General features: G+C 42.9%; 31 protein-coding genes, 1 other RNA gene and 1 riboswitch. Of the genes, 26 read left to right on the top strand and 6 right to left on the bottom strand.

Annotated elements, in window-relative coordinates; translation table 11 throughout:
- Positions 1 to 11 precede the first annotated feature (11 nt).
- The 8 genes from MTN95_RS16695 to MTN95_RS16660 all read left to right on the top strand — a co-directional run bounded on the left by MTN95_RS16695 (position 12) and on the right by MTN95_RS16660 (position 5,287).
- Positions 12 to 1,253: a ribonuclease H-like domain-containing protein gene (locus MTN95_RS16695; RefSeq protein WP_248339039.1), complete on the top strand. Its 1,242-nt coding sequence runs from the start codon at positions 12 to 14 to the stop codon at positions 1,251 to 1,253.
- Positions 1,254 to 1,353: 100 nt separating this feature from the next.
- Entirely contained in the window at positions 1,354 to 1,482 is a 129-nt protein-coding gene (locus tag MTN95_RS16690) for a hypothetical protein (protein ID WP_003230707.1), read from the top strand.
- 85 nt (positions 1,483 to 1,567) lie between these two features.
- Positions 1,568 to 1,795 carry a spore coat protein CotD gene (gene cotD, locus MTN95_RS16685; protein ID WP_081638329.1) on the top strand — a complete coding sequence of 76 codons (228 nt, stop codon included), beginning with the start codon at positions 1,568 to 1,570 and terminating at the stop codon, positions 1,793 to 1,795.
- An 89-nt stretch (positions 1,796 to 1,884) separates the two neighbouring features.
- The gene (locus MTN95_RS16680; protein ID WP_024121823.1) at positions 1,885 to 2,430 is read left to right on the top strand and encodes an SLOG family protein; all 546 of its coding nucleotides are present in this window, start codon (positions 1,885 to 1,887) and stop codon (positions 2,428 to 2,430) included.
- 78 nt (positions 2,431 to 2,508) lie between these two features.
- A complete protein-coding gene (gpsB, locus tag MTN95_RS16675; protein WP_010334692.1) occupies positions 2,509 to 2,805 on the top strand; it encodes a cell division regulator GpsB in 297 nt (98 codons plus the stop codon).
- A 66-nt stretch (positions 2,806 to 2,871) separates the two neighbouring features.
- Positions 2,872 to 3,253: RNase P RNA component class B (rnpB, locus tag MTN95_RS16670), an RNA gene on the top strand.
- A 98-nt stretch (positions 3,254 to 3,351) separates the two neighbouring features.
- Positions 3,352 to 4,500 carry a THUMP domain-containing class I SAM-dependent RNA methyltransferase gene (locus MTN95_RS16665; protein WP_248339037.1) on the top strand — a complete coding sequence of 383 codons (1,149 nt, stop codon included), beginning with the start codon at positions 3,352 to 3,354 and terminating at the stop codon, positions 4,498 to 4,500.
- 340 nt (positions 4,501 to 4,840) lie between these two features.
- Positions 4,841 to 5,287: a hypothetical protein gene (locus MTN95_RS16660; protein ID WP_312842978.1), complete on the top strand. Its 447-nt coding sequence runs from the start codon at positions 4,841 to 4,843 to the stop codon at positions 5,285 to 5,287.
- Positions 5,288 to 5,369: 82 nt separating this feature from the next.
- Here the strand turns inward: MTN95_RS16660 and MTN95_RS16655 are convergent, their stop codons facing one another.
- Positions 5,370 to 5,522 carry a YpzG family protein gene (locus MTN95_RS16655; protein WP_003153548.1) on the bottom strand — a complete coding sequence of 51 codons (153 nt, stop codon included), beginning with the start codon at positions 5,520 to 5,522 and terminating at the stop codon, positions 5,370 to 5,372.
- Positions 5,523 to 5,688: 166 nt separating this feature from the next.
- Here MTN95_RS16655 and MTN95_RS16650 point away from each other — a divergent pair, with 166 nt between their 5' ends.
- Together MTN95_RS16650 and MTN95_RS16645 are read left to right on the top strand one after the other, a co-directional pair.
- On the top strand, positions 5,689 to 5,877 hold the full coding sequence (locus tag MTN95_RS16650; RefSeq protein WP_229042794.1) for a hypothetical protein: 189 nt from the start codon (positions 5,689 to 5,691) through the stop codon (positions 5,875 to 5,877).
- A 102-nt stretch (positions 5,878 to 5,979) separates the two neighbouring features.
- A complete protein-coding gene (locus tag MTN95_RS16645; protein ID WP_248339035.1) occupies positions 5,980 to 7,905 on the top strand; it encodes an ATP-dependent DNA helicase in 1,926 nt (641 codons plus the stop codon).
- A 45-nt stretch (positions 7,906 to 7,950) separates the two neighbouring features.
- Here the strand turns inward: MTN95_RS16645 and kduD are convergent, their stop codons facing one another.
- Positions 7,951 to 8,715 (bottom strand): 2-dehydro-3-deoxy-D-gluconate 5-dehydrogenase KduD, encoded by a 765-nt coding sequence (gene kduD / locus MTN95_RS16640; protein ID WP_202852557.1) that lies wholly within the window; start codon positions 8,713 to 8,715, stop codon positions 7,951 to 7,953.
- 1 nt (position 8,716) lies between these two features.
- The gene (gene kduI, locus MTN95_RS16635) at positions 8,717 to 9,544 is read right to left on the bottom strand and encodes a 5-dehydro-4-deoxy-D-glucuronate isomerase (protein ID WP_024121818.1); all 828 of its coding nucleotides are present in this window, start codon (positions 9,542 to 9,544) and stop codon (positions 8,717 to 8,719) included.
- 222 nt (positions 9,545 to 9,766) lie between these two features.
- On the opposite strand from kduI, the gene MTN95_RS16630 reads away from it, so the two are divergent.
- The 14 genes from MTN95_RS16630 (at position 9,767) to MTN95_RS16565 (ending at position 24,406) form a co-directional block, all read left to right on the top strand.
- Positions 9,767 to 10,786: a LacI family DNA-binding transcriptional regulator gene (locus MTN95_RS16630; protein ID WP_248339033.1), complete on the top strand. Its 1,020-nt coding sequence runs from the start codon at positions 9,767 to 9,769 to the stop codon at positions 10,784 to 10,786.
- A 34-nt stretch (positions 10,787 to 10,820) separates the two neighbouring features.
- Positions 10,821 to 11,795, top strand: a complete 975-nt coding sequence (kdgK, locus tag MTN95_RS16625) for a 2-dehydro-3-deoxygluconokinase (RefSeq protein ID WP_024121816.1) — start codon at positions 10,821 to 10,823, stop codon at positions 11,793 to 11,795.
- A gap of 1 nt (position 11,796) precedes the next feature.
- Positions 11,797 to 12,387 carry a bifunctional 4-hydroxy-2-oxoglutarate aldolase/2-dehydro-3-deoxy-phosphogluconate aldolase gene (gene eda, locus MTN95_RS16620; protein ID WP_248339031.1) on the top strand — a complete coding sequence of 197 codons (591 nt, stop codon included), beginning with the start codon at positions 11,797 to 11,799 and terminating at the stop codon, positions 12,385 to 12,387.
- A 43-nt stretch (positions 12,388 to 12,430) separates the two neighbouring features.
- The gene (kdgT, locus tag MTN95_RS16615) at positions 12,431 to 13,426 is read left to right on the top strand and encodes a 2-keto-3-deoxygluconate transporter (protein ID WP_024121814.1); all 996 of its coding nucleotides are present in this window, start codon (positions 12,431 to 12,433) and stop codon (positions 13,424 to 13,426) included.
- A gap of 112 nt (positions 13,427 to 13,538) precedes the next feature.
- Positions 13,539 to 15,044, top strand: a complete 1,506-nt coding sequence (locus MTN95_RS16610) for a carboxypeptidase M32 (protein WP_101860390.1) — start codon at positions 13,539 to 13,541, stop codon at positions 15,042 to 15,044.
- A 143-nt stretch (positions 15,045 to 15,187) separates the two neighbouring features.
- Positions 15,188 to 15,287, top strand: a riboswitch (purine riboswitch).
- A 91-nt stretch (positions 15,288 to 15,378) separates the two neighbouring features.
- On the top strand, positions 15,379 to 15,963 hold the full coding sequence (gene xpt, locus MTN95_RS16605) for a xanthine phosphoribosyltransferase (protein ID WP_059336603.1): 585 nt from the start codon (positions 15,379 to 15,381) through the stop codon (positions 15,961 to 15,963).
- Positions 15,960 to 17,276, top strand: a complete 1,317-nt coding sequence (pbuX, locus tag MTN95_RS16600) for a xanthine permease PbuX (RefSeq protein ID WP_248339029.1) — start codon at positions 15,960 to 15,962, stop codon at positions 17,274 to 17,276. Before xpt ends, pbuX begins: the two co-directional genes overlap by 4 nt.
- Before the next feature lie 73 nt (positions 17,277 to 17,349).
- Positions 17,350 to 18,447, top strand: a complete 1,098-nt coding sequence (locus MTN95_RS16595; protein ID WP_248339027.1) for a type III polyketide synthase — start codon at positions 17,350 to 17,352, stop codon at positions 18,445 to 18,447.
- A gap of 3 nt (positions 18,448 to 18,450) precedes the next feature.
- Entirely contained in the window at positions 18,451 to 18,957 is a 507-nt protein-coding gene (locus tag MTN95_RS16590; protein ID WP_105991758.1) for an isoprenylcysteine carboxyl methyltransferase family protein, read from the top strand.
- 70 nt (positions 18,958 to 19,027) lie between these two features.
- Positions 19,028 to 19,117 carry a Fur-regulated basic protein FbpC gene (gene fbpC, locus MTN95_RS16585; protein WP_100069434.1) on the top strand — a complete coding sequence of 30 codons (90 nt, stop codon included), beginning with the start codon at positions 19,028 to 19,030 and terminating at the stop codon, positions 19,115 to 19,117.
- Between the two features lie 178 nt (positions 19,118 to 19,295).
- Entirely contained in the window at positions 19,296 to 22,877 is a 3,582-nt protein-coding gene (dynA, locus tag MTN95_RS16580; RefSeq protein ID WP_248339025.1) for a dynamin GTPase, read from the top strand.
- Between the two features lie 64 nt (positions 22,878 to 22,941).
- Entirely contained in the window at positions 22,942 to 23,199 is a 258-nt protein-coding gene (locus tag MTN95_RS16575; RefSeq protein WP_044155446.1) for a YpbS family protein, read from the top strand.
- A 74-nt stretch (positions 23,200 to 23,273) separates the two neighbouring features.
- Entirely contained in the window at positions 23,274 to 23,420 is a 147-nt protein-coding gene (locus MTN95_RS16570; protein ID WP_003230761.1) for a hypothetical protein, read from the top strand.
- Positions 23,421 to 23,518: 98 nt separating this feature from the next.
- Complete coding sequence (locus MTN95_RS16565) at positions 23,519 to 24,406, top strand: 5'-3' exonuclease (protein WP_103671787.1); 888 nt, start codon at positions 23,519 to 23,521, stop codon at positions 24,404 to 24,406.
- Between the two features lie 8 nt (positions 24,407 to 24,414).
- On the opposite strand, the gene sspL is transcribed toward MTN95_RS16565, so the two are convergent.
- The 3 genes from sspL to MTN95_RS16550 are packed head-to-tail and all read right to left on the bottom strand — an operon-like array spanning position 24,415 to position 25,663.
- Positions 24,415 to 24,543, bottom strand: a complete 129-nt coding sequence (gene sspL / locus MTN95_RS16560) for a small, acid-soluble spore protein L (RefSeq protein ID WP_010334670.1) — start codon at positions 24,541 to 24,543, stop codon at positions 24,415 to 24,417.
- Between the two features lie 32 nt (positions 24,544 to 24,575).
- On the bottom strand, positions 24,576 to 24,974 hold the full coding sequence (locus MTN95_RS16555; protein WP_024121805.1) for a reverse transcriptase-like protein: 399 nt from the start codon (positions 24,972 to 24,974) through the stop codon (positions 24,576 to 24,578).
- The gene (locus MTN95_RS16550) at positions 24,974 to 25,663 is read right to left on the bottom strand and encodes a queuosine precursor transporter (protein WP_024121804.1); all 690 of its coding nucleotides are present in this window, start codon (positions 25,661 to 25,663) and stop codon (positions 24,974 to 24,976) included. Before MTN95_RS16550 ends, MTN95_RS16555 begins: the two co-directional genes overlap by 1 nt.
- 82 nt (positions 25,664 to 25,745) lie before the next feature.
- Between MTN95_RS16550 and MTN95_RS16545 the strand changes: the two genes are divergently transcribed.
- Both MTN95_RS16545 and MTN95_RS16540 read left to right on the top strand, forming a co-directional pair.
- Positions 25,746 to 26,426, top strand: a complete 681-nt coding sequence (locus tag MTN95_RS16545; RefSeq protein WP_095713156.1) for a ribonuclease H family protein — start codon at positions 25,746 to 25,748, stop codon at positions 26,424 to 26,426.
- Positions 26,419 to 26,601, top strand: a complete 183-nt coding sequence (locus MTN95_RS16540; protein ID WP_024121802.1) for a zinc-finger domain-containing protein — start codon at positions 26,419 to 26,421, stop codon at positions 26,599 to 26,601. The genes MTN95_RS16545 and MTN95_RS16540 overlap by 8 nt, the downstream gene beginning before the upstream one ends.
- Positions 26,602 to 26,739 lie beyond the last annotated feature (138 nt).

The following is a 26,739-nucleotide window of genomic DNA, read 5'->3' as shown; positions in this document are numbered from 1 at the left end:
GGAGGTTAGGCATGTCGTTAAAAGGAAAACTCCAGCGTATGAAAAAGCATATGGTGCTGGAGGAAGCAGAACACAAGATAGAAGAGAATGGAACCTCAGACATTCGCTCTGATATACCGTTTCTTAAAGAGTGGGAGGCTTATGGCGTGAAGCCTTTCTTCTTTGAGGATGAATACTGTTTGATCAGGGAAGTAGAATATCCGCTCTCCCATCGGCACGGACATTACTGTTTTTCCGAGCTTGATGAAGTCATCGCGTTATGGAATAAAAGCAGCCTGTCGCATACACTATCTGCAAAAGGATATGAAAACAACAGCCTCTTTTTCTTTGATACAGAAACAACAGGTCTTGGCGGTGGAGCCGGCAATACGATTTTTTTGCTCGGCCATGCAAGGGTATATAAAGATCAAGTGGTAATCAAACAGCATCTTCTGCCCAAACCGGGGAATGAAGTCGCCTTGTATCAGAGCTTTTTAAGCGAGGTTGATATTACATCACTTGTTACCTACAACGGAAAAGCTTTTGATTGGCCGCAGGTAAAAACAAGGCATACACTGATTCGTGACAGAGTTCCGAAGCTCCCGGAATTCGGACATTTTGACCTCTTGCATGGAGCAAGGCGTTTGTGGAAGCACAAAATGGAACGCGTGTCGCTTGGCTCAGTTGAAAAAGAAGAGCTCGGCGTACGCAGAAAAGAAGACACCCCGGGCTATTTGGCACCGATGCTGTACTTTCATTTTATTAAGGCACAGGAACCGGATCTTTTAAAGGGTGTGCTGCACCATAATGAGATGGATGTGCTGTCGTTAATTTCACTGTACATTCATATGTCAAAGAAAATTCTTTCCGCTTCTGATATGCCAAAAGAGCATGATGAAGCTTACGCAATGGCGAAATGGTTTATGGCCCATAAGGAAACAGGCCAAGCAGTCAATCAGCTTGAAAGACTTAAAGAAAAGTCATTTGAAAATAAAGACAGAGCCCTTTTAGATTTATCAATGCTGTACAAAAAACAAAACCGCCTAGAAGATGCAGTCCCGCTTTGGGAGAAACTATCTCATTCTCAGCACCAGAAATGCAGGTACACTTCAGCGATAGAGCTTGCGAAATATTTTGAGCATAAGAAAAAGGAATTCGGGAAAGCTTTACATACAGCTGAACAATTACTTGCCGATGAGGCGTCCTTATCAGAAAAAGAAACGGAAAATCTGCACGTGAGAATTGCCCGTCTGAAGAGGAAATATTCCTCTTGAATATTCCCCGGGAAAGCGCAAAAGACGACTTCTTTCGCCATGAAATTTTTTTGCTGGATTCACATCGATTTTGTTGTAGAATACCGGCGAATCCTGTAAAATGACGTTAGTTATTTTTAAAGGGAGAGTTGGTATGTATAAGGGTGTTTTTTATTTGTTCTTCGTCGTTGTGTTTTTGATTGCTTTCGTATTTTCAAACTTTAAAGACAGCTTAATTGCACACTTTTAAAATAGGTCTTTGCATCAGAACATGTACCCTCTATTTTTCATAGCTTAGTATTGTAATAAAGTTTATGGAAAGGGGATTTTAAATCATGCATCACTGCAGACCGCACATGATGGCGCCGATTGTCCATCCTACTCATTGCTGTGAACACCATACGTTTTCAAAAACAATCGTGCCGCACATTCACCCACAGCACACAACAAACGTAAATCACCAGCATTTCCAGCACGTTCACTACTTTCCACACACTTTCTCAAATGTTGATCCGGCTACGCATCAGCATTTTCAAGCAGGAAGACCTTGTTGCGATTACTAGTATGGAAACGTGCAGCTTGATGGTGTAAACCAACGCAGCACATCAAATGGGGCCCAATGGGAGCCCCATTTTTTAAAGCAGGTGAAAAGATGAAAGTATTAGCGATAACAGGATATAAACCGTTTGAACTCGGGATATTTAAACAGGATGACAAGGCGCTGTATTACATAAAAAAAGCCATTAAGAACCGGCTGATTGCTTTTTTGGATGAAGGATTAGAATGGATTTTAATCTCAGGGCAGCTTGGAACAGAACTCTGGTCGGCCGAAGTTGCATATGATTTGCAAGAAGAATACCCTGACTTAAAGGTTGCTGTCATCACACCATTTTACGAGCAGGAAAAGAACTGGAAAGAGCCGAATAAGGAACTGTATGAAGCTGTTCTGGCCCAGGCGGACTACGAGGAAAGCCTGACTCATCGTCCGTATGAAAGCCCGCTTCAGTTCAAACAAAAAAATCAGTTCTTCATTGATAAGTCTGACGCGCTTATGCTTTTATATGACTCTGAAATGGCAGGTTCCCCAAAGTATATGCTTGAGACAGCGGAAAAAAGACGCGAACAGGATGGCTATCCGATCTACTTTATCACAATGGATGATCTGAGAGTGACAGTAGAGGAAGACAGCTTCTCATAACAAAGAAAGAGAAATTTGACAATCGTCCAGATTTCTGAAAAAATATAAGATGATGATTCACGATACGAGGTGAAAAAGATGCTTGCTGATAAAGTAAAGCTTTCTGCGAAAGACATTTTGGAAAAAGAATTTAAAACAGGCGTTAGAGGTTACAAACAAGAAGACGTTGACAAATTTTTAGATATGATCATTAAGGATTATGAAACCTTCCATCAAGAAATTGAAGAACTGCAGCAGGAAAATTTGCAGCTGAAAAAACAGCTTGAAGAAGCCAGCAAAAAACAGCCAGTGCAATCAAACACAACGAACTTTGATATCTTAAAACGGCTGTCTAACTTAGAAAAGCATGTTTTTGGCAGCAAGCTTTATGATTGATCTGCGCTTGAAAAAAATGGCGCTTGTAAATGACAATCAGTTGTTATATAATAATTCATGTTCTTAACGTTCGGGTAATCGCTGCAGATCTTGAATCTGTAGAGGAAAGTCCATGCTCGCACGGTGCTGAGATGCCCGTAGTGTTCGTGCCTAGCGAAGTCATAAGCTAGGGCAGCCTTGATAGGCTGACGGCAGGAAAAAAGCCTACGTCCTTTGGATATGGCTGAGTATCCTTGAAAGTGCCACAGTGACGAAGTCTCACTAGAAATGGTGAGAGTGGAACGCGGTAAACCCCTCGAGCGAGAAACCCAAATTTTGGTAGGGGAACCTTCTTGACGGAATTCAACGGAGAGAAGGACAGAATGCTTTCTGTAGATAGATGATTGCCGCCTGAGTACGAGGTGATAAGCCGATTGCAGTACGATGGAACAAAACATGGCTTACAGAACGTTAGACCACTTAAATTAAATGATGAAATCAAGCTCTCCCGTATAAGGAGAGCTTTTATCTTGATGAGAGAAAAGTTTTAAAAGACAGGGTGATACGATGAAGAAGTATACACTAATTGCAACAGCGCCGATGGGCATTGAAGCTGTAGTTGCAAAAGAAGTTCGTGACTTAGGATATGAATGCAAGGTTGATAACGGAAAAGTTATCTTTGAAGGAGATGCGCTTGCGATTTGCCGTGCGAATCTTTGGCTGAGAACGGCGGACCGCGTAAAAGTTCAGGTTGCTACATTTCAAGCAAAAACATTTGATGAGCTGTTTGAAAAAACGAAAGCGGTTAACTGGCGTTCATTTATACCGGAGAACGGGAAATTTCCTGTCATCGGTAAATCCGTTAAATCAACACTTGCAAGCGTTCCCGACTGTCAGCGGATCGTCAAAAAAGCGATTGTTGAAAAGCTGAAGCTGCAGTCCGGCAAAGCCAATGACTGGATCGAAGAAACAGGCGCCGAATATAAGGTGGAAATTTCTTTATTGAAAGATCAGGCGGTTATTACACTTGATACGTCAGGGACAGGCCTCCACAAACGGGGATACCGCGTGGATCAGGGAGGCGCGCCCATTAAAGAAACGCTTGCTGCCGCTTTGGTGCAATTAACAAATTGGACTCCGGACCGTCCATTTGTCGATCCTTTTTGCGGTTCCGGAACGATCGCGATTGAAGCCGCATTAATTGGCCAAAATATTGCCCCGGGATTTAACCGCGATTTTGTCTCAGAGGATTGGGAGTGGATCGGTAAAGATCTGTGGGACAAGGCACGTCTTGAAGTCGAAGAAAAGGCAAATTATGATCAGCCGCTTACGATTTTCGCCAGTGACGTAGATCACCGAATGGTGCAAATCGCAAAAGAAAATGCAGAGGAAGCGGGACTGAGCGAATTAATCGAATTTAAACAAATGCAGGTAAAGGACTTCACTACAAAACATGAGTTTGGCGTGATTGTCGGAAATCCGCCGTACGGAGAACGTCTCGGAGAGAAAAAAGCCGTTGAGCAGATGTACAAAGAAATGGGACAGGCGTTCGAACCGCTTGATACTTGGTCTGTGTATATGCTGACATCAAATGAGAATTTTGAGGAAGCCTACGGAAGAAAAGCGACAAAAAAACGCAAGCTCTTTAACGGTTTTATCAAAACGGATTATTATCAGTATTGGGCTAAAAAGAAAAAAACAATTTCAAAAATATAGTCCCTTTTATAGGATTTAAAAATAGGTCATAAATGGTACTTTAAGGAAATAGACGAAAAACAGGGACTTGAGTTCCTGTTTTTCGGCTATTTAGTATAAATTTTAAACATGAATATCTTTGGGATAGTGTTGGGGAATAAAGTTTTTATGAACCATTTATTATACATACGTAGTAATTTATAATAATTTCTCATAATAAAGGCAAATTCTTAACGGATTTGCCTTTTATATTGTAAGTTGCTATAGTTTAATAATTTCTTAAAATTTACCTACTAGTCTTGATATATATATAATGCTGATTTATAATATTTTATGTAAAAATATGAAGGAGTTGGAATTAGTGAAAAAAACATCGAAAATCTTGATGGGTGCTTCTGCATTACTGATAGCAGGCTCTACCTTTATTTGCAGTCCTAAAGCAGAAGCAGCAATGAGTTCATGGGAAACAGTTCAAGGAATTAAAGGTTGTGAAGCTAGGGTTTGGACTGATGCAACAACATATACAAGAAAAGCTACTTCTATTGATGCATATGCTCAGACAAATGGAAAATGTGGGACATTGAACTATCGAATGAGTGTTGTCACCTTAGATGGGGAATATAACCTCGGTAATTATTTCCATAAGGGTTCATTCTCGAATAAAACACCTGTTAAAAAGTTTTATTTCAGTAAACTACTAAAACCTACATTTAAAGAGAGATGGCAGGTTAATGTTGAGTTATACAAAGGCGGGAAAATGAAAGACGCAGTTCAATCCAAAACTATTTATGTAGAGAAAAGAAAATAGACAGAAAATTTTCTATAGATATAATTTTAACAGGCTGTCGATATTCGACAGCCTGTAATCATCTTTACAGTTTATCCTGCCATTACCAGCGGTGCGCTTTTGCGTTGCTCCGTAAAATAATGTTGGTCTGGGACATTTCGGTGTGGCCGTTCACCTGCGATTTAGAGCGTTTCGGCCGCGTCCAATTGTGATGAAACAATTCAGAATGCTGATCTAATCGATCTTTATAACTCATGTAACCATCACTCCCGGATAGAATAAATTTGTGAAGATGGATATTCGATCGAATATCTGTTGTAGTTTGTGCAGGTCACGTGCCAAACATTCAGGAGGGCATGTATAGAAAGTGAAGTATCGGCATAGAATGATGATTATTTCTTTTGAGAGGTGATCCTTATTTTATGCTGAACAGCGAGCACTTCAGTAAAATACAAAAGGCGTTAGACGCAACTGCCTCCCAGCTGCAGGAAGCCGGAGCGGAGTTCGATCCTTCCGCCATGACTTCCGCACAGGAAGCTCTAGAAAATGCGGTAAAACATACACATTCAACAGACCATCCGTTTTTATGTTCACATGTTAATCGGAAATGAAATGAAAAAAACTTGGCCTCGCCAAGTTTTTTTGTTGTATTGTAAAGGGTTAAATGATATTATAGATGGTCTGAATGCCGAATAGTTGGGGGTTGGAGTTGGGTGACAACATCACGTTTGCCTTTTGCTTTAACAAAAGAAAAGAATTTTTACGAAGAATTGAACAATTGGATTGGTGACGTGTTTTACGATATCCTTCCCGAAAAAGGCTTTGACCTTCGGGATGAGCAGGTATTTATGGCGTTTCAGCTTGAACGGGCATTTAAAGAAAAGAAGGTCATGTTCGCTGAGGCAGGAGTCGGTACGGGGAAAACACTAGTGTATCTGCTGTTTGCCATCAGCTATGCCAGATATACGGGGAAACCGGCCATTATTGCATGCGCCGATGAAACGTTAATCGAACAGCTTGTGAAAAAAGAGGGAGACATTTCGAAACTGGCTGAACATTTGGATCTTAAGATTGACACAAGGCTATCGAAATCACATGAGCAGTATCTATGCTTGAAAAAGCTTGAAAAAACAATGCAGCGATCTGATGATGAAAAGTGGCTTGATCTTTATGAAGCTTTACCGTCATTTGTCCATGAGTCACAGGCCATGCAGCGGTTTTATCCGTATGGTGACCGAAAGCAGTACGCTAACCTTTCGAATGAAGAATGGTCGCAAGTAAGCTACGACTCGTTTCAAGATTGCCTGACATGTGATATGAGACATAGATGCGGCTTGACGCTATCAAGAGATTATTATCGCAAGTCAACAGACTTGATCATTTGTTCTCATGATTTCTATATGGAACATGTATGGACGGAAGAATCGCGCAAACGGGAGGGACAGCTGCCGCTCTTGCCTGATCATAGTGCGGTTGTATTTGATGAAGGGCATCTGTTAGAGTTTGCTGCGCAAAAAGCGTTAACGTACAGAGTCAAGCAATCAACTCTCGAATTATTTTTAGAACGTTTGCTTCAAAATGACATTAGAGAAGAATTTGCTGAATTGATAGAAGACGCACTTGCTGCAAACGACGAATTTTTCTATGTTCTTTCTGAAGAATCAAGAGAAGTTGCCGGGTCGCACCGTTTGGAAATAAAGAATGAACAGCGTGTCAAAAAGGCGGCGGACGAGCTGTGCCGTTTGCTTGATAAAATTGGTGAAGCACTCGTATTTGAGTCAGAAATGTACACCATTGATCAATACGAGCTGTCAGTCGTAGAGGAATATGTTGAGCAAATGGCGTATTCACTATCTTTATATCAAAAGGATGCGATCAGCTGGCTGGAGCAAAAGGAAGCGGAATCCACTTTTGTCGTGATGCCGAGAACAGTAGCAGAAGTGCTTGGCGAGAAAGTGTTTTCAAAGAAAATTCCGTATATCTTTTCTTCTGCAACGCTGTCAGAAGGCGGTTCGTTTGACTATATTGCGGACAGTCTGGGGATTCATGATTACTTATCGTTAACGGTTGATTCTCCTTATGATTATGACGAACAAATGACCGTTACCCTTTATGGGAAAACAGAAATGAGCACAGAACAAAAAACAGCTCAAACAATAGAGACAATTAAGCACTATAAAGGCAGAACGCTGGTGCTCTTCCCGTCTTTTGAGGAATTAAACGAGTTTAAGGAGCTCGCAGCTGCTTGGGAGCTGCCGTATCCGATTTACTTTGAAGGCGACGAAGAAATCAGCAGCTTAGTAGAAAAATTCCAAGGGGAAGAGGAAACGGTTTTATGTTCAGTTCACCTATGGGAAGGGCTTGATATTCCTGGTGACGCATTGAAGAATGTCACGATCTGGTCACTGCCGTTTCCGCCTCATGACCCTGTATTTACGGCAAAACGCAACAGTGCGAGAAAAGACCCGTTTGAAGAGGTTGACCTTCCGTATATGCTGTTGCGAGTGCGGCAGGGGATTGGCCGTCTGATTCGCTCCAATCAAGACAGCGGCTCGATTCATATTTATGCGGGCGGAGAAAATGAACGCATCATTGATGAGGTGAAAAAGGTCTTACCTGTTGAACCGCATATGATGTAACCACAAAAAAGCTGATGATCCATGATCATCAGCTTTTTCATTTTGTCAGCGGGCAAGCCAGCCGCCGTCTACTGCTAAAATATGTCCATTGACATAATCAGAAGCGCGAGATGCCAGAAAAACAGCCGTCCCGCCGATATCATCAGCTTTGCCCCAGCGGCCGGCAGGAATCCTTTTTAAAATGTCTTCATTTCGCTTTTCATCATCCCGGATAGGCTGTGTATTGGCAGTTGATATATAGCCAGGCGCTATCGCGTTAACTTGTACGCCGGAAGCGGCCCACTCATTTGCAAACGATTTTGTTAAACCAGCAACGGCATGTTTGCTTGCTGTATAGGCTGGAACAAGAATGCCGCCTTGAAAAGAGAGGAGAGAGGCAATATTGATAACCTTCCCATGACCTCTTTTCAGCATGTGTCTGCCCGCCAGCTGGGTCAGGATAAACAAGCTGTTTAGGTTCACATTCAGCACGTTATGCCAGTTCTCTTCAGCGAAAGTGTCCGCTTTTTCCCGGTGAATAATCCCGGCGTTATTGACAAGGATGTCGATTTGCTGTGTTTCAAACAGTTCAGCCGCTGTATCCTTTATTGCATCAGGCTTACTCATATCCAATGTAAAGGAAGTGAATGTGCGGCCTTCTTGTTCCACAAGCTGCTGTGTTTCAGAGAGGCTGCTTTTATGTGATGTGCCGATAATATCAGCACCGGCGCCTGCCAGCGCTTTGGCGATTCCTTGGCCGATTCCCGTACCCGGCCCTGTCACCAGTGCCGTTTTTCCTTCTAATGAAAATGCCTCTTGCAGATAACTCATCTTATTTCAGCCCATCCATCGGCACAAGATCCATGTCCGTAAATGTGTAGTTTTCACCAGCCATCGCCCATACAAAACTGTAGTTAGATGTTCCTGCGCCAGAATGAATGGACCAGGCAGGAGAAAGGACAGCCTGCTCGTTTCCGACGACAAGGTGGCGTGTCTCATCCGGCTGACCCATGAAGTGAAAAACCTTCGAATCCTTCTCAAGATCAAGGTAGAGATAAGCCTCCATCCGGCGATCATGAACGTGTGCCGGCATGGTGTTCCAGTTATTGTTTTCGTCTAGCATCGTGATCCCCATCATCAGCTGACAGCTTTGAATGCCATCTTGATGAATGACTTTGTACAAGCTTCTTACATTTGATGCTGCTGCGTCACCGAGCCGGTCCGGTGTCAGTTCAGAAAGAGCGGCTTTTTGCGTCGGATAGCTTTGATGCGCGCCCGAGGAGACGAAGTAAAACTTTGCTGTTTCTCCGTTTAGGCTTTTAAATGCTACATCCCGATTGCCCATCCCGATATATAGAAAATCCTTTGTTTGAAGCACATATTCATCATCGCCAACTTTAACCGCACCAGGCTGGCCGACGTTAATAATACCGATTTCACGCCGTTCCAGAAAAAAGTCCGTTTTAAGAAAGTCTCCGGCATCAAGCTTCAGTTCGCTCTGTCCGGGTGCTGCACCGCCGATCACAACGCGGTCTTCATGGGAGTAATACATGGTCAGCTTATTTTCCGTAAATAAAGTATCCATTAAAAAATGACTGCGAAGCTCCTCGGTTGTAAAGCGTTTTACTTGTTCAGGGTGTACAGAGTAACGATTTTCCATTGGATTTCCCCCTTGGTTAGGATTTCAGCATCACTTGAATGAAATTTTTTGGTAACGGTTTCAAAGAAAATTTTAGGATAAATAGAGAAAAGAGTCAACGGAAATTTTGTGAATAAGCACATTATTAAAAAAATACTTTTCAATTTTAAAAAATATGGTATTCTTGTGTTGTAACGGTTTTGAAATCGGTTTCAAATTATAAGATGATACAGGAGCACTTGAATGAAAAAGAAAACAACAGGCCATATCACCATCAAAGAAGTAGCTGAATTTGCAGGAGTATCAAAATCAACTGTTTCTCGTTATATTAACGGGAAAATTGACGCAATTTCTCCTGAAAAGGTAAAAAACATAAAAAAGGCAATCACTGAATTGAATTATCGGCCGAGTAAAATGGCACAAGGTTTGAAAATAAAAAAAAGCAAATTAATCGGATTTGTTGTTGCCGACATTACAAATCCCTTTTCAGTCGCAGCATTTAGGGGAGTTGAAGAGGTTTGTGATCAATATGGCTACAGCATAATGGTGTGCAACACTGATAACAGTCCTGAAAAAGAACGGGAAATGTTGCTAAAGCTCGAAGCACACTCTGTAGAAGGGCTGATTTTGAATGCAACCGGGGAAAACAAGGATATTTTATATTCCTTTGCCGAACAGCAGGTGCCGACAGTATTAATTGACCGCAAATTGCCGGATCTGAAACTGGATACCGTAACGACTGACAACAGAAGGATAACTGAAGAGATCCTTCAGCAGATTTACAGCAAAGGGTACACAGATGTCGCGCTGTTTACCGAACCGATTGCATCCATCAGCCCTCGGGCGGAAAGAGCGGCTGTTTATCAGGAGATTGCTGCGGTGCGAAATGTGAATGGACTCAGGCGAATGTATGAAATTGACGTCAAAGACAAAGAGCAGCTTGAGAAGGCGCTGCGTTCTTTTATGAATGAGATGCCTGAGCAAAAAAAAGCGATTCTTGCTTTAAATGGGTTGATTATGCTGAAAATTATTAGCTGTATGGAAGAAATAGGGCTGCGCATTCCCGAAGATACAGGGATTGCCGGATTCGATGATACGGAATGGTATAAACTCATCGGCCCGGGCATTACAACAATCGCCCAGCCGTCACATGATATGGGCAAGACGGCGATGGAACGCGTATTAAAAAGGATTGAAGGTGACGAGGGAGCGCCTCAAACCATCGAATTAGAGGCAAAAGTCATCATGAGAAAGTCACTTTAATCCAAGGTGCCCTCAACTAAGGGGAGGTTGGGAAATGAAGCTTGATGCGATTACTTTCGGCGAATCGATGGCCATGTTTTACGCAAATGAGTACGGAGGCCTTCATGAAGCTTCCACATTCTCAAAAGGGCTGGCCGGGGCAGAAAGCAATGTGGCTTGCGGCCTGGCCAGACTTGGCTTTCAAATGGGCTGGATGAGCAAAGTCGGCAATGATCAGCTCGGAACATTTATTCTTCAGGAGCTGAAAAAAGAGGGAGTGGATGTGTCTCGCGTGATCCGGTCTCAGGATGGCAATCCAACCGGGCTGCTGCTAAAGTCCAAAGTGAAAGAAGGCGATCCTGAGGTAACCTATTACAGGAAGAACTCGGCTGCAAGCACTTTAACAGCTGCTGAATACCCAAGAGACTATTTTCAAAGCGCAGACCATCTGCATGTTACAGGTATTCCCCCGGCTTTGTCCGCCGATATGAAAGAATTCGCCTATTATGTGATGAAAGACATGAAACAGGCTGGAAAAACCATCTCATTAGATCCTAACCTAAGACCCGCACTTTGGCCTGATCAAGCTACAATGGCACATACGATTAATGATTTGGCGGGACTTGCGGATTGGTTCTTCCCTGGAATCGCAGAGGGAGAGCTATTGACTGGTAAAAAAACGCCTGAAGGCATTGCAGATTTTTATCTGAAAAAAGGTGTCAGCTTTGTCGCTATTAAACTTGGAAAAGAAGGCGCTTACTTTAAATCAAAGGAAAGTGAAGGATATACAGAAGGCTTCCGGGTTGATCAGGTTGTTGACACAGTCGGCGCCGGAGACGGATTTGCTGTCGGCGTCATCAGCGGAATTCTTGATGGCTTGCCGTACAAGGATGCAGTGCAAAGGGGTAATGCGATCGGCGCATTGCAAGTTCAGGCACCGGGGGACATGGACGGTCTGCCGACAAGGGAAAAATTAGCCGCATTTCTATCTGCTCAAAGAACAGTTCACCACAAGAAAGGGGATTGTTAATATGGAGTCCAATGTAGTAGAAAACCGTCTGAAAGAAGCCAAGCTGATTGCAGTCATTCGTTCAAAGGATAAACAGCAGGCCTGTCAGCAGATTGAGAGTTTGATAGATAAAGGGATTCGGGCAATTGAAGTCACTTATACGACACCTGGAGCTTCTGCTATTATTGAGTCCTACAGAAATCGGGAAGATGTCTTAATCGGAGCGGGCACGGTCATCACTGCGCAGCAGGCGGGAGAAGCTGCGGAAGCAGGAGCACAATTTATTGTCAGTCCGGGTTTTTCAACAGATCTTGCTGAACACCTATCGTTTATGAAGACGCATTATATCCCTGGCGTACTGACACCGAGCGAAATTATGAAAGCGTTGACATGCGGATTCACTACATTAAAGCTGTTTCCAAGCGGTGTATTCGGCATTTCTTTTATGAAAAATTTAGCGGGCCCTTTTCCGCAGGTTACTTTTATACCGACTGGCGGAATCCATCCGTCTGAGGTTCCGGAATGGCTTAAGGCAGGGGCAGGTGCCGTCGGAGTCGGAAGACAGCTGGAAAGCTGTTCAAAAGAGGATTTACAGGCTGTTTTCCAAGTGTAGCCACATAATTGTTTTTCCATAACCAGAGGATGGGAGAATATATATGAAAATCAAAGCGACAATTGAACGGGTACCTGGCGGAATGATGATTATTCCGCTGTTTCTGGGAGCAGCGCTTAATACGTTTGCGCCTGGAACAGCAGAGTTTTTTGGAGGGTTTACGGGTGCGCTTATTACAGGAACCCTTCCCATACTAGGCGTTTTTATCTTTTGCGTTGGAGCGACGATTGATTTCCGTTCTTCAGGCTATATTGCGAGAAAAGGAATTACCTTATTATTGGGAAAGATCGGGTTTGCGGCACTGCTCGGTGTGATTGCGGCTCAATTTATACCCGATGAAGGCATCCAATCCGGATTCTTTGCAGGTCTTTCTGTTCTAGCTATTGTTGCAGTGATGAATGAAACGAACGGCGGCCTCTATTTGGCGCTCATGAATCATATGGGCAGAAAAGAAGATGCCGGCGCATTCGCGTTTATCAGTACAGAATCTGGGCCTTTTATGACCATGGTTACATTCGGAGTTACCGGACTGGCTGCTTTTCCGTGGGAAACGCTGGCGGCAACAGTCATCCCGTTTTTGCTCGGCTGCATACTTGGAAATCTTGATCATGATCTGAGAGACTTATTCAGCAAGGTAGTGCCGGCAATCATTCCGTTTTTTGCATTTTCACTTGGGAACACTTTAAATTTTGGAATGCTGATTCAGTCAGGGTTATTAGGCATTTTGGTCGGTGTATCTGTTGTCATCTTATCCGGCGGCTCCTTGTATTTGCTTGATCGTTTCATTGCCCGGGGTGATGGTGTCGCGGGGGTGGCAGCTTCATCCACAGCGGGAGCGGCAGTCGCCGTGCCATACGCCTTAGCGGAAGCGAATTCTGCGTTTGCACCCGTTGCTGAATCGGCAACTGCAATCATTGCGACAAGCGTTATTGTCACCTCTTTGTTAACACCTCTGGCAACAGTGTGGGCGGATAAAAAAATCAATGCAAAAAAACGAAAAACACCGCCGCCGCCAAACAATCAAATGACGATAAACTGAGTGATGAAGGCTGCCGATAACTAGACCGGCAGCCTTTTATACAAACAATTTGACTTTCAAACACCCTTCCAGTAGCCTGTAATGGAACGGCTAGAATAGGGAGGGAATGGATATGGAGATACATACATACGAAAAGGAATTTTTTGATCTTTTAAAAAGAATCTCACATTATAGTGAAGCGGTTGCATTAATGCATTGGGACTCCAGAACAGGCGCGCCGAAAAACGGCTCAGAGGACCGTGCTGAAAGCATCGGTCAGCTTTCGACAGATATATTCAATATCCAGACATCAGATCGGATGAAGGAGCTTATTGATGCGCTTTATGAACGGTTTGATGATTTGGCTGAAGATACGAAAAAGGCTGTAGAGCTGGCAAAAAAAGAGTATGAAGAAAACAAAAAAATTCCTGAAGCAGAATACAGGGAATATGTTATTCTTTGCTCAAAGGCTGAAACAGCATGGGAGGAAGCGAAAGGAAAATCTGATTTCAGCTTGTTTGCCCCTTATTTGGAGGAGCTGGTCGAATACAATAAACGATTTATTGAATATTGGGGTTATGAAGAGCATCCTTATAATGCATTGCTTGATTTGTTTGAACCAGGTGTGACAGTCAAGGTGCTTGATCAGCTGTTTTCTGAGCTGAAAGAAGCGATCATTCCTCTTATCAAACAAGTGTCAGCCTCAGAGAATAAACCGGATACAAGCTTTATCAGTGAAGTGTTCCCTAAGGAAAAACAAAAAGAACTCAGCCTTTATTTCCTGCAAGAGCTCGGCTACGATTTTGACGGCGGAAGGCTTGATGAAACCGTTCATCCATTTGCGACCACAATGAACCGCGGGGATGTTCGGGTGACGACGAGATATGATGAAAAAGATTTCCGGACAGCTATTTTCGGCACAATTCATGAATGCGGTCATGCGATCTACGAGCAAAATATTGACGAAGCGCTGAGCGGGACGAATTTATCAGACGGTGCTTCAATGGGAATTCATGAATCTCAATCATTATTTTACGAGAATTTTATTGGACGCAACAAGCATTTCTGGACACCATACTATCAGAAAATACAAGAAGCGTCTCCTGAACAGTTCGGCAACATATCGCTTGATGATTTTGTTAGGGCTGTCAACGAATCAAAACCTTCATTAATCAGAGTTGAAGCGGATGAATTGACGTATCCTTTGCATATTATTATTCGTTATGAAATTGAAAAAGCGATTTTCAGCAATGAAGTATCTGTGGAAGAACTGCCTTCACTTTGGAATCAAAAATATCAGGATTATTTAGGTATTACTCCTTCTGAGGATGCAGAGGGAATCCTGCAGGATGTTCACTGGGCGGGTGGAGATTTTGGCTATTTCCCATCGTATGCACTTGGTTATATGTATGCAGCGCAGCTGAAACATAAAATGCTCGATGATCTGCCTGAATTTGATACTCTCTTGGAAAGAGGAGAGTTTCATCCGATTAAACAATGGCTGACGGAAAAAGTGCATATTCACGGAAAACGGAAAAAGCCATTAGACATTATTAAAGAAGCAACAGGTGAAGAGCTGAATGTACGCTACCTGATTGATTATTTGCAAAATAAATACTCAAATCTGTATTTATCTTAATGAAAAAGCCTGGCGTTTCAAACGTCAGGCTAATTTATTATCAAAATATTCATAAAAAACGAATGATTTTTTCAAAAAAAGAATTAAAGTTCGGAAATTTTTATTTTTGTCTATGCAAGACCTTAGAATCTTGATATAATTTGTAACAATATGATAGGAACACTCATATAATCGCGTGGATATGGCACGCAAGTTTCTACCGGGCACCGTAAATGTCCGACTATGAGTGAGCAATGAGACCGGACGTGTACGGTTTTTTGTTATTTCAGCATTGCTTGCTCTTTGTTTTGAGCGGGTAATGCTTTTTTTATTATCTAAACGGAGGTATGACAGGATGGAAGCACTGAAACGAAAAATAGAGGAAGAGGGCGTCGTTTTATCAGATCAGGTATTGAAAGTGGATGCTTTTTTAAATCATCAAATTGATCCGCTGCTCATGAAGAAAATCGGTGACGAGTTTGCCGCCAGATTTGAAAAAGACGGAGTAACAAAAATTGTTACAATCGAATCATCCGGAATTGCTCCGGCCGTAATGGCTGGTTTACAAATGGGTGTGCCAGTCGTATTCGCGAGAAAACATAAGTCTTTAACGCTCACTGACAATTTGCTGACATCGTCTGTTTATTCCTTTACGAAGCAAACAGAAAGCCAAATTGCAGTATCAGGAAATCATCTGTCAGATCAAGACCGCGTTTTGATTATTGATGACTTTTTGGCAAATGGACAAGCCGCACTTGGGCTGGTATCGATCGTACAGCAAGCTGGAGCTTCTGTCGCGGGACTTGGCATTGTCATTGAAAAATCGTTTCAGCCGGGAAGAGAAGAACTTGTGAAGCTTGGCTATCGGGTGGAATCTTTGGCAAGAATTGAATCTTTAGAAAAAGGAAAAGTATCCTTTGTACAGGAGGTTCGTTCATGAAAAACGGATTCGGCAAAACGCTGTCACTAGGGATCCAGCATGTACTCGCCATGTACGCCGGCGCCATTGTCGTTCCCCTGATTGTGGGGAAGGCGATGGGGCTGACGGCGGAGCAGCTGACCTACTTGGTGTCGATTGATATTTTTATGTGCGGTGTTGCTACACTTCTCCAAGTTTGGAGCAATCGGTTTTTCGGCATCGGGCTTCCAGTTGTGCTTGGCTGCACATTTACCGCTGTGTCACCAATGATTGCGATAGGCTCCGAATATGGGGTTTCCGCCGTTTATGGAAGTATTATCGCTTCAGGTATTCTTGTGATTCTCATTTCTTTTTTCTTTGGAAAACTGGTCTCGTTTTTTCCGCCTGTCGTTACAGGTTCTGTCGTTACCATCATTGGCATTACGCTTATGCCGGTGGCCATGAATAATATAGCCGGCGGGGAAGGCAGTCCAGACTTCGGTGATCTTTCTAATCTCGCTCTGGCTTTTATCGTTTTGAGCATCATCGTGCTTCTCTACCGTTTTACAACAGGATTTATCAAGTCCATCTCCATTTTGATCGGTATTTTGATCGGGACATTTATTGCGTATTTTATGGGGAAAGTTCAGTTTGATCATGTTTCAGACGCTGCCTTTGTGCAAATGATTCAGCCGTTTTATTTCGGCACACCGTCTTTTCATGCGGCCCCTATCATTACAATGTCCATCGTTGCCATCGTCAGCCTTGTGGAGTCAACGGGCGTTTACTTTGCTTTAGGCGATCTGACCAACCGCCGTCTGTCAGAAAAGGACTTATCCAGAGGATATCGTGCAGAAGGACTGGCTGTTTTGCTGGGCGGTATATTTAACGCATTTCCTTACACTGCATTTTCTCAAAACGTCGGTCTTGTCCAGCTGACAGGAATCAAGAAAAATACAGTGATTGTGGCGACAGGCGTGCTTCTAATGGCTTTTGGCCTGTTTCCCAAAATTGCTGCTTTTACGACCATCATTCCATCTGCCGTGTTAGGCGGAGCGATGGTGGCCATGTTTGGAATGGTCATTGCTTATGGCGTCAAAATGCTCAGCCGAATTGATTTTGCAAAGCAGGAAAATCTGCTGATCGTTGCCTGCTCAGTGGGGCTTGGGCTCGGTGTAACAGTTGTGCCAGACATATTTAAACAGCTTCCAAGCGCCTTAACGCTTCTTACAACAAACGGCATTGTTGCCGGCAGCTTTACAGCTGTTGCCTTGAATATGATATATAATATGTTTTCGAAAACTGAAAAAACAGAACAGAAAGCTGATGTCAATCAGCAAAAAACAGCAGTGTAAACTCCGCTTCGGCGGAGTTTTTTTGCATATAAAAAAGAAAGTTGCGGCACAATGTATGCTAAGAGGTGATCATATGGCGTTTGTTTTGTCGATCGGGACAAGTCTTCCTGAGAATGATGTGAATCAAGAAAAGGCGGCGGAGTTTGCCAGATATATGTTTCAGCATTCCTTTAAAGATATAGAACGGCTGTTAACCTCCTTTAAAAATGGGCAAATTGAATCGAGACAATTTGTGAGACCGATTGAATGGTATAAAGAAGGGCACAGCTTCGAAGAAAAAAATCAAATTTATATAGAGGAAACACTCAGGCATAGCGTCAGTGCTGTTCAAACGTGTCTCGCAAATGCAGCTTATCTTCAAGAACCCATTCCTTATGAAAAAGTGGATGCTGTTTTTTTCGTCTCCAGCACGGGCCTTTCCACACCAAGCATTGAGGCGCGGCTGATGAATGAACTCCCGTTTTCTCCTTATACGAAGCGAATTCCGCTTTGGGGACTTGGCTGTGCAGGAGGGGCGAGCGGGCTTGCGCGCGCTGCTGAGTACTGCAAAGCGTATCCGGAGGCTTTTGTTCTTGTCATTGCTGCTGAGCTGTGCAGTCTGACATTTCAGCCTGAAGATAAAACGAAAAGCAATTTGATCGGCACATCACTTTTTGGCGACGGCATTGCAGCGGCATTATTATGCGGGGAGAAGGCGGACCGCCGGCTGACAAAGCTGCAGCTTTTGCCGAATATATCGGATTCGCAATCTGTATTGATGAAACAATCTGAAGATGTTATGGGCTGGGACTTTACCGATCAAGGTTTCAAAGTCATTTTTTCAAGGGATATTCCGACTTTGGTTGAAAAATGGCTGAAGACAAATGTCCAGGCTTTTTTGAATGGACATCAGCTTTCATTCAGCGATATTACGGTCTTTCTGGCTCATCCAGGCGGAAAAAAAGTCATTGATGCATACATTAAATGTCTTGACCTGTCACCTGAGCAGCTTGCGTCTTCGCAAACTATCCTTAAAAAACACGGAAATATGTCATCAGCCACAATTCTGTATGTGATCGACCACCATCTGCAGAACGGAAGCAAAAACGAAGCAGAACGGGGTCTGATCGGTGCATTGGGGCCGGGATTTTCATCAGAATTGCTGCTGTTCAGCTGGGAAAAGGGGGCATAACTCATGTTTTGGATGCTAATCACTGTGCTCACTGCTCAAAGAGTAGCGGAAATGGCTGTAGCGAGACGAAACGAACAAAAGGTGAAAAAACAAGGTGCGATAGAGTGCGGAGAGGGTCATTATCCGTATATCATCACCATGCACATTCTATTTTTTCTGTCTTTAATTGCCGAAGTACTGCTGCTGCACAAACAGCCTTCAAACTGGTGGTCAGGCATAGCAGCGGCTATATTGGCAGTACAGGCGATTCGATATTGGGCGCTTTGTTCCTTGGGGGCATACTGGAATACAAAAATTCTTGTTGTTCCGGGTGCTGAACTTGTCAAAAAAGGGCCTTACAAATGGCTGAAGCACCCAAACTATACGGTTGTCGTATTAGAAATCATCCTGATTCCGCTCTTGTATCAAGCGTACTTTACCATGTGTCTGTTTTCACTTTTAAATGCCGTTATGCTGTCTGTCAGAATACGTGCAGAGGAGCAAGCATTACGAGAATATACAGCAAAATAGAGATTGAATATCATTCTCATCCATGTTAGAATGAACTTGAAAAAGATTCTCAATCAGGATGGTGAAGCAAATGACAATGCTGTTTTTGCTTGGGGCAGTTTGTACATATAGTGTATTAATCGGTTTTGTATTGAAAGGAATCTCTAATAAATCTGTTTAAAGAATCTGGAACTTGTAAAAAAGTTGCAGATTTTCTTTTATAGAAGCTGCCGTCTTCGGCAGCTTTTTTCTATTCTCTTAAAGAAATTTGGGTCATTCTTGTGTAAAATGGAAGTGGGATTTATTCAGATCTTTCAAAAAAGATTCATAATTGAAACGGCACAAAGGGGTTCAGACTTATGACAGAACGCAGCAGACAAGAACTTTTGTACAAAACTGGGGCACTTTATGAACAATTGATTGAGAACCAGGATGAAAAAAGGGCGGCTAAACTGGCTTCAGTTGTTAAGAAAGCCGCAGATGAAGAAATTTATATCGCGTTTACAGGGCATTATTCAGCGGGGAAATCGTCATTGCTGAACTGCCTGTTAATGGAGAATATTCTGCCGACAAGTCCAATTCCGACCAGCGCTAACCTTGTTGTAATCAGAAACGGAGAAAAGCGTGTTCGTCTTCATACAACAGACGGAGCGTGTGCGGAGCTGGAGGGTGCCTATCATAAAGACAAGGTGCAGCAATATTGCAAGGATGGGGAGCAGATTGAAACCGTAGAAATTTTTGACCGGTATACTGAAATCGAACCAGGAGTTGCGTATATTGATACCCCCGGGATTGACTCAACAGATGAGGCTCATTTTTTATCGGCGGCATCTATTCTTCACCAGGCAGATGCGCTGTTTTACGTCGTACACTATAACCATGTCCACTCTGAGGAAAATGTACTGTTTCTTAGGTCAATCAAAGACAGCATTCCGAATGTCTATTTTATCGTTAATCAAACTGACAGACATGATGAGACTGAGACACGCTTTGAAGATTACAAAGCGCAAGTGGAGGAGATGCTTTGTCAAGAAGGCATTCCAAAGGATGCACTCTTTTTTACGTCGGTGACGGAACCGAATCACCCATTCAATCAAATCGGTATCCTGCGAAAAGAGTTAAAAAGAATTGAACAGCAGTCAAAAAGAAATTTGCATTCCATTACTGAACAAAAAGTACAGAATTTACTGAGAGAGCACACAGAGATGCTCATGAAAGAGGATACGGACAGTCCAAGTTCTGGAGAACAGCTTGAAAAGCAAGCACGTCTGGTCGATTCCCTGCAGCTTCAATCAACCGAAGCAGCAAATAAACCGATTGAGGCAGAAAGCACGATGCAGGAGGAAATCAATCGAATTTTAAAAAACGCTAATTTGACGCCTTTTGAAATGCGTGAACTGGCAGCAGCTTACTTAGAATCACGTGAGCCCTCTTTTAAGACCGGTTTTTTCTTTTCTAAAGCAAAGACTGCACAGGAAAGAGAAAAAAGGAGAAATGAGTTTTTCTCTGATGTGAAAAAAAGAACGGAAGCTGAAGCGGATTGGCATATCATTGATATTTTGCATAAACTCGCCAAGGGATTTGGTATTCAATCAGCTGAAAGTGAAAAGCTGATCCAGGCTTATCGCACGCCGCTTCATATTGATATCATTGAACGCGCAGTCAAGCAAGGTGCAGCATTTTCTTCTGAATATGTCTTGCAATATACAAAAGATTTGGCAGAGCTGATCCGTAAAGAGGCGAAAGCTGAAGCGTCAGACATCATCAAAACACTTACCGCCACGGTAAAAGAGAGTGCTTTTATAGTACAGGAATCGATCAATGGCCGGCTCGCGCAGGAATCGGAAAAGCTGGCTTATCTTCAGGAACAGGCCAGTCATGAACAACATGCCCGTGAGAAAGCCGACCGGATGTGGGCGATCTGGGAAGAGAAGCCTGCAAGCCCAATAAACATAGATACGGACTGGTTTAGAACGAAGAAAAAAAAGGTCGAGGCTCCAGAACAGAAACAAAGCCAAGCACAGCATATAAAGCAGCAACCGCTAAAAACAGAAGTGAAAAACGGGAAAGAGCTGCCGCTTCAAGAACAGATAAAACGCTTTTACACACTGTCGGATCTATTGGGCGGATATCGTATGCTGTCCAAACAAACCTCAGCTTTTCGTGAAAGGATTAAAAGGCTGGAAGACCGAAAATTTACACTTGCTCTATTTGGCGGATTCAGTTCAGGAAAATCCTCATTTGCCAATGCGCTGGTTGGTGAAAGAGTGCTGCCGTCATCACCGACACCGACAACAGCAACGATTAACAAAATAACGAAACCGGTAAACGGCAAATCCCACAAAACAGCGGATGTCATTTTTAAGACGGAGGATGACATAACAACTGAAATCATGCAGCTCACAGGAATGCAAGAGGAACCACAAGGACGGTCATTTGCGGATAAATGGAAAAAGGCAATCAAAAAAGAGCGTCTGCAAGAAGAAAAAATCAACATGATCAGTCATTTCCTGCTTGCATATGAAAAATATCAGCAATATATTCAGGCCCAAAAGATATTAACGATTCCGCTCTCCGAATTAAAACCGTATGTAGCTGAGGAGACAACGGCTTGTGCTGTAAAGGAAGTGACCGTTTATTATAAAAGCCCGCTGACTGAAAAAGGGATTACGATCGTTGATACACCTGGAGCCAGCAGTCTGAATAAACGGCATACAGAACTTGCGTTTCAATATATCAAGGATGCCGATGCGTTTTTTTACATGACCTATTATCAGCATTCTTTCTCGAAAGGAGACCGCTCATTTTTACGGAAGCTGGGACTCGTGAAAGAATCGCTCAGCATGGATAAAATGTTTTTTGTCATTAATGCCGCTGATCTTGCGAAAGATAAAGCAGAGCTCGAAACGGTCACGGATTATGTCAGATCAGAGCTTTTAAAAGAAGGAATTCATGATCCGCAGCTCTTTTACGTGTCAAGTAAAGAAGAGCTTTTAGGAAAACCGGAAACATATCATAATCAGTTCTCAAAAGCAAGAGCACATTTAGACCAGTTTATTGAGGTCGATGTAAAGAAAGCGGCTGCGGTCCAGCTTAGCTCAGAAGCAGACAAACTATGTGAGACGGTCTTACAGCTTCATCAATCTCAGCATCAGTCCAAAGAAGAAAAGGAAGCGCAAAAAAAGCGCCTTCTGTTATCGTTTGAGCGGGCAGCTGCTGATATCAAGGAACGCCGCAATTCAGAAACCATTATTGAGAAAGTAAAAAAGGATACAAGGGAGCAGCTTTATCACATTACACAGCGTTTGTCCTTTTTTGCGAATGATTTGTTAAAAGCAGCGTTTCATCCGGGTCTTCAAAATGGAGATTGGAAAAAGAATATCAGTGCGGCGATGAAAAGCGCATTACATGATTATCAATTTGAATATATTCAGGAGATCAAAACGCTCGACATTCGAATGAGCGGTTTCATCGAACGGCATATCACTGAAGAGTGGCTGGAAAGCTGTCAAAAAACATTGGATGAAGACGGATATTTCTCCATTTATGCGGATGATCGGCTTTCTAACAGCATACAGCTCAAAGAAGTTGAACCTGAGATCGATGAACGTGCCTTTGAACAGGAACAAAAACAAATCAAATCTCCGAAGCAGTTTTTTGAACAGAAAGGAAAAGTAGGCTTCATTGAAGCAGCGCGGACGAAGCTTATGAAAATAACGGAGGCCTGGATTAAAAGTGAAGAAGAAAGCCTTATATCTCATTATGCTGAATATGTCAGACACCAGCAGTATGGAATGGCGGAAAAAGCATTGGCGCAAATAGAGGGCCAAAGAGATACGTATGTAAAAGGATACGCAGAGGGGGAACATGTGAAAGAGATAGAAGATGCATATCAAGCATGTATTTCTTGGCAGAGAACAGGCGATACAATCAAAATGTAAAAATTCAGTTGGCTTGCATTTCAAGTCATGTTAGACTAAATAGAAAAAGCGAGATGAACGATTGATGTCAGAGGTACATAAAGCAATTTCTGCACATTCTGCAAAACAGCACGAGCATATTAAAACATTTATGCAGCTTGAACACCTTCGTGAAATGGCGATTGAAGAAGCTGTTGCGAAATGCAAAAACGATGAGCCATTTTCAACAGATGCCATTAATGAAATTACAGAAAAGATGAATCAGCTGGCCAAGAAAGGCATCGTACCGACTAGACGTCTGGTATCAAAAGAAATGGTCAAAGAATACGTCAGCCGCACATAAGCTGGATGATCCTGCCTCGAGTGCAAATCCTCCGTTACGCGCATACTATATGTATCCGACGTAAGGGGGGATTTATGTTGGGCAGAACAAAGCTGGGTAACAGAAATGCGCAGGCCAATAACAATGCCAAAAAGAAAAACGGGTTTCAAACCCATTTCGACTCTTACGCAGGACGCGAAGCTGAAAAGCTGATTGCCAGCAATAAAAGACACAACGATTAATTTAACCGCAAAACAGTATCTCTATCCAGAGATGCTGTTTTTTATTTTCGCGGCACTTATGGTAAAATAGATTGACTGATAGACAAAGGAGTTATCATATGAAAAATAAATTATTGCTTGTTGACGGCATGGCTCTATTATTCAGGGCATTTTTCGCCACAGCCGTGCATCGCAACTTTATGATAAATGACAGCGGGGTTCCGACAAACGGCGTTAACGGATTTTTGAAGCATTTAATCACAGCCGTGGAAACATTTCAGCCTACACATGTTGTATGCTGCTGGGACATGGGCAGCAAAACGTACCGGAATGATCTGTTTCAGGATTATAAGGCGAACCGAAGCCAGCCGCCGGTTGAGCTGATCCCGCAATTTGATCTGGCAAAGGAAGCGGCCGCTGAACTAGGCATCATGAATATTGGCCTTGCCGGGTACGAAGCGGATGATTGTATTGGAACACTTGCAGCTTTGTTTTCTGAAGAAACGGATATTACGATCGTAACAGGCGACAGGGATTTACTTCAGCTGTTAACGGACGAAGTAAGCGTTGCGCTGCTCCAAAAAGGAATCGGCAATTATAAAATGTATACAAAAGATGTATTTTACGAAGAAACAGGTGTCCTGCCCAAGGCTTTAATTGACATCAAGGCGCTGATGGGCGATTCCAGTGATAATTATCCCGGAGTAAAAGGCATTGGAGAAAAAACCGCGTATAAACTGATTCGTGAATACGAAACAATTGACCGCTTGCTGGAGAATCTGTCTCTTCTTCCAAAGGGACAGCAGGGGAAAATTCAGCAAGGTTTAAGCGACCTGGAAATTTCGAGGAAGCTTGCTGAGATTAACTGCTCTGTGCCGTTAGCCTGTACGCTGACAGAAGCCGTTTTTACATTGAATATGGAGCAGGCGGCTGTCATGCTTCGCCGCCATCAGATCAAAGGAATAGAGCGTATGCTTGAAAAACTGAACGCTAGAGAGATCGTTTAAGATCTTCTCTAGCGTTTTGTATTGCTTTTTTTAGCTCTTTCCTCAAGCTCTGTTTTAGGGTCATTATGTGTATTTCCTTCTAAATCGCCTTGCGGGGAAACACCGCCGGTCAGCCGGCCCTTATCTTTCTTTTTCATGTTTGTTCACCTCATCAATAGCATGAACCATTCTAATTCTTATCATTCATCCGAATCGCTTCTTTTGCCAGCTGGTCGGCTTTTTGGTTTTGCTTTCCCGGAATCCATTTGATGAAAAAAAGAGGGAAGGCCATTTTTAATCGGATGATTTCTTCGACAAATGACTGAAACGCTTTATTTTTCACGATTTCAAGATCGGCTGCGCGTTCCACGATATCCGAGTCAGTTCGAAAGGAGACCGATTGATACCCGCGCGCTGCACACAGTTTCATGCCTTCAATTAACGCCAGAAATTCCGCTTCCTGATTGGTATGCATTCCGATTGGAATCGAGAAAGATTCTGCTTTTCCTTCATGTTTGATAAAAATGCCGATGCCGGAAGGCCCTGGATTACCGGCGCTCGCTCCGTCAACATATATTTCTGTAGGCATCATGTACTCCTTTCGTCACTGGGAATCATTTTTTTCGCCGCATAAGCATATGGCAGCGAAATCAGAGATACCGCAAACTTAATCAAATATGTAGAAATAAAAATATGAAGCCAAACATCCGCCGGATATGTGCCGAAAAAAGCGACTCCGGTAAAAATGAATGTATCAAACAGCTGGCTGACTGCTGTACTGCCGCCGTTTCTCAGCCATAGAAGCCGATCGGAAGGAAATATCCTTCTAATTGCCGAATATACATAAACATCCAGTGTTTGGCTGAAGATAAAGGCAAGCAGACTTCCCAAAGCAACTCTCGGGAGAAAACCGAAAATCGTTTCCAGCGCTGTTTGTGAAATATCGCTTGAAGCGGGTTCGAAAAGCAGAACGCCCTGCATAACAAAAGTCAGTGTCAGGAGAGTCGAAAACCCGAGCCATACAGCTTTTCTCGCTTCAGCTGGCCCATATTTTTCATTCAGCACATCTGTAGCAAAAAAGATTGTGCCGTACATCACATTCCCGAGCGTTGCTGTTAAGCCAAACAGCTCAACCGTTTTGACGACTTGAAGGTTGGCACAGACTGTTGCAAAGCCGATCCACACAAATAAACCCATTTTGCCAAATCCTTTATAAAATAAAAGAACAATGATAAAATGAATGATCGCAAAAAAGATCCAAAAAGAGTTATTAAACAAAATGAAGAAGCTTCCTTTCCGGGTTAAGAATGGTTTGATTATAGCACAAGCCCGGCAACTAATGAATGGTAAGGTGATTATATTGAATCTCAGACCGCACATGAAAATAGAAGCAAAAGGGACGGGGCCTGTCTCGTTTTTGGGCGAAAACTGGCTGACTGTTCAGGAAGCACGTATGCTCGCGAGGGAACTCGGCCGTTTTCCTTATATGAAGGAACTTGAATTCGAAGATGAGAAGGGCGGCGTCTGGACACTGAAGGAATTAGAAAAGCTGACTGAGGAGCTTGCGCATGAACCTGATGACATTACCGTTTATTTTGACGGCAGTTTCGATAAGGAAAGCCAGCTGGCCGGGCTCGGAATCGTCATTTATTATACATTGGGAGGGACGCGCCACCGCTTAAGAAAAAATAAAAGCTTCCGTCTGAAAACCAATAACGAAGCTGAATATGCCGCTCTTTATGAAGCGATTAGAGAAGTAAGAGAGCTCGGAGCTAGCAGAAATTCAATCACGATCAGAGGGGACTCTCTTGTTGTGCTGAATCAGCTTGACGGCAGCTGGCCTTGCTATGATCCCTCCCATAATGAATGGCTGGATAAAATAGAAGCGCTTCTTGAGTCACTAAAGCTGAGTCCGACATACGAAACGATACAGCGAAAAGAAAATCAGGAAGCTGATGGCCTCGCAAAAAAAATCCTATCTCATCAATTCGTAGAAAGCCACATGAAATTAGACTGTAACGGAGATGACAATATTGGATAAGAAAGCTATATATAAGGAACTGACAGAACTGCAAGATGAATATTGCAAAGACTGTTTTATTAAGAAGCAGTTTCGCAAGGAGTTTGGCAAAACATATGCACATTCATTTTGTATCAATAAATGTACAGTGGGGGAAAAGCTTAAATCATATGGAGATGTCTTAACCAAGCACTAAAAAATAAAACCGCAGCTTCTGCGGTTCAGCTTGTAGAGAAAACGATGTTTTTTCTACAAGCTTTTTTGTTTCTTTAGATGCTTATTGTATTTTAGATACAGAAAAAGGCTCCCACATATCTATCCCTGCTTGGATAGG

Source organism: Bacillus sp. 2CMS4F (assembly GCF_023161785.1).
In the GTDB taxonomy this organism is placed as follows: Bacteria; Bacillota; Bacilli; order Bacillales; family Bacillaceae; genus Bacillus; species Bacillus halotolerans.
The sequence above is the reverse complement of the archived record's forward strand: the minus strand, read 5'-3'. Positions and strand labels throughout refer to the sequence as shown.

Excerpts from the sequence above, each read along its gene's own strand:
- MTN95_RS16595 (WP_248339027.1), top strand. The coding sequence starts at position 17,350 with ATGGCGTTTGTTTTGTCGATCGGGACAAGTCTTCCTGAGAATGATGTG.
- MTN95_RS16695 (WP_248339039.1), top strand. The coding sequence starts at position 12 with ATGTCGTTAAAAGGAAAACTCCAGCGTATGAAAAAGCATATGGTGCTG.
- MTN95_RS16575 (WP_044155446.1), top strand. The coding sequence starts at position 22,942 with ATGTCAGAGGTACATAAAGCAATTTCTGCACATTCTGCAAAACAGCAC.
- gpsB (WP_010334692.1), top strand. The coding sequence starts at position 2,509 with ATGCTTGCTGATAAAGTAAAGCTTTCTGCGAAAGACATTTTGGAAAAA.
- MTN95_RS16655 (WP_003153548.1), bottom strand. The coding sequence starts at position 5,522 with ATGAGTTATAAAGATCGATTAGATCAGCATTCTGAATTGTTTCATCAC.
- sspL (WP_010334670.1), bottom strand. The coding sequence starts at position 24,543 with ATGAAAAAGAAAGATAAGGGCCGGCTGACCGGCGGTGTTTCCCCGCAA.
- MTN95_RS16690 (WP_003230707.1), top strand. The coding sequence starts at position 1,354 with ATGACGTTAGTTATTTTTAAAGGGAGAGTTGGTATGTATAAGGGTGTT.
- xpt (WP_059336603.1), top strand. The coding sequence starts at position 15,379 with ATGGAAGCACTGAAACGAAAAATAGAGGAAGAGGGCGTCGTTTTATCA.
- kdgT (WP_024121814.1), top strand. The coding sequence starts at position 12,431 with ATGAAAATCAAAGCGACAATTGAACGGGTACCTGGCGGAATGATGATT.
- MTN95_RS16650 (WP_229042794.1), top strand. The coding sequence starts at position 5,689 with ATGCTGAACAGCGAGCACTTCAGTAAAATACAAAAGGCGTTAGACGCA.
- MTN95_RS16565 (WP_103671787.1), top strand. The coding sequence starts at position 23,519 with ATGAAAAATAAATTATTGCTTGTTGACGGCATGGCTCTATTATTCAGG.
- fbpC (WP_100069434.1), top strand. The coding sequence starts at position 19,028 with ATGACAATGCTGTTTTTGCTTGGGGCAGTTTGTACATATAGTGTATTA.
- MTN95_RS16590 (WP_105991758.1), top strand. The coding sequence starts at position 18,451 with ATGTTTTGGATGCTAATCACTGTGCTCACTGCTCAAAGAGTAGCGGAA.
- MTN95_RS16665 (WP_248339037.1), top strand. The coding sequence starts at position 3,352 with ATGAAGAAGTATACACTAATTGCAACAGCGCCGATGGGCATTGAAGCT.
- MTN95_RS16680 (WP_024121823.1), top strand. The coding sequence starts at position 1,885 with ATGAAAGTATTAGCGATAACAGGATATAAACCGTTTGAACTCGGGATA.
- cotD (WP_081638329.1), top strand. The coding sequence starts at position 1,568 with ATGCATCACTGCAGACCGCACATGATGGCGCCGATTGTCCATCCTACT.
- kdgK (WP_024121816.1), top strand. The coding sequence starts at position 10,821 with ATGAAGCTTGATGCGATTACTTTCGGCGAATCGATGGCCATGTTTTAC.
- dynA (WP_248339025.1), top strand. The coding sequence starts at position 19,296 with ATGACAGAACGCAGCAGACAAGAACTTTTGTACAAAACTGGGGCACTT.
- pbuX (WP_248339029.1), top strand. The coding sequence starts at position 15,960 with ATGAAAAACGGATTCGGCAAAACGCTGTCACTAGGGATCCAGCATGTA.
- MTN95_RS16555 (WP_024121805.1), bottom strand. The coding sequence starts at position 24,974 with ATGCCTACAGAAATATATGTTGACGGAGCGAGCGCCGGTAATCCAGGG.
- eda (WP_248339031.1), top strand. The coding sequence starts at position 11,797 with ATGGAGTCCAATGTAGTAGAAAACCGTCTGAAAGAAGCCAAGCTGATT.
- MTN95_RS16630 (WP_248339033.1), top strand. The coding sequence starts at position 9,767 with ATGAAAAAGAAAACAACAGGCCATATCACCATCAAAGAAGTAGCTGAA.
- MTN95_RS16610 (WP_101860390.1), top strand. The coding sequence starts at position 13,539 with ATGGAGATACATACATACGAAAAGGAATTTTTTGATCTTTTAAAAAGA.
- kduD (WP_202852557.1), bottom strand. The coding sequence starts at position 8,715 with ATGAGTTATCTGCAAGAGGCATTTTCATTAGAAGGAAAAACGGCACTG.
- kduI (WP_024121818.1), bottom strand. The coding sequence starts at position 9,544 with ATGGAAAATCGTTACTCTGTACACCCTGAACAAGTAAAACGCTTTACA.
- MTN95_RS16570 (WP_003230761.1), top strand. The coding sequence starts at position 23,274 with ATGTTGGGCAGAACAAAGCTGGGTAACAGAAATGCGCAGGCCAATAAC.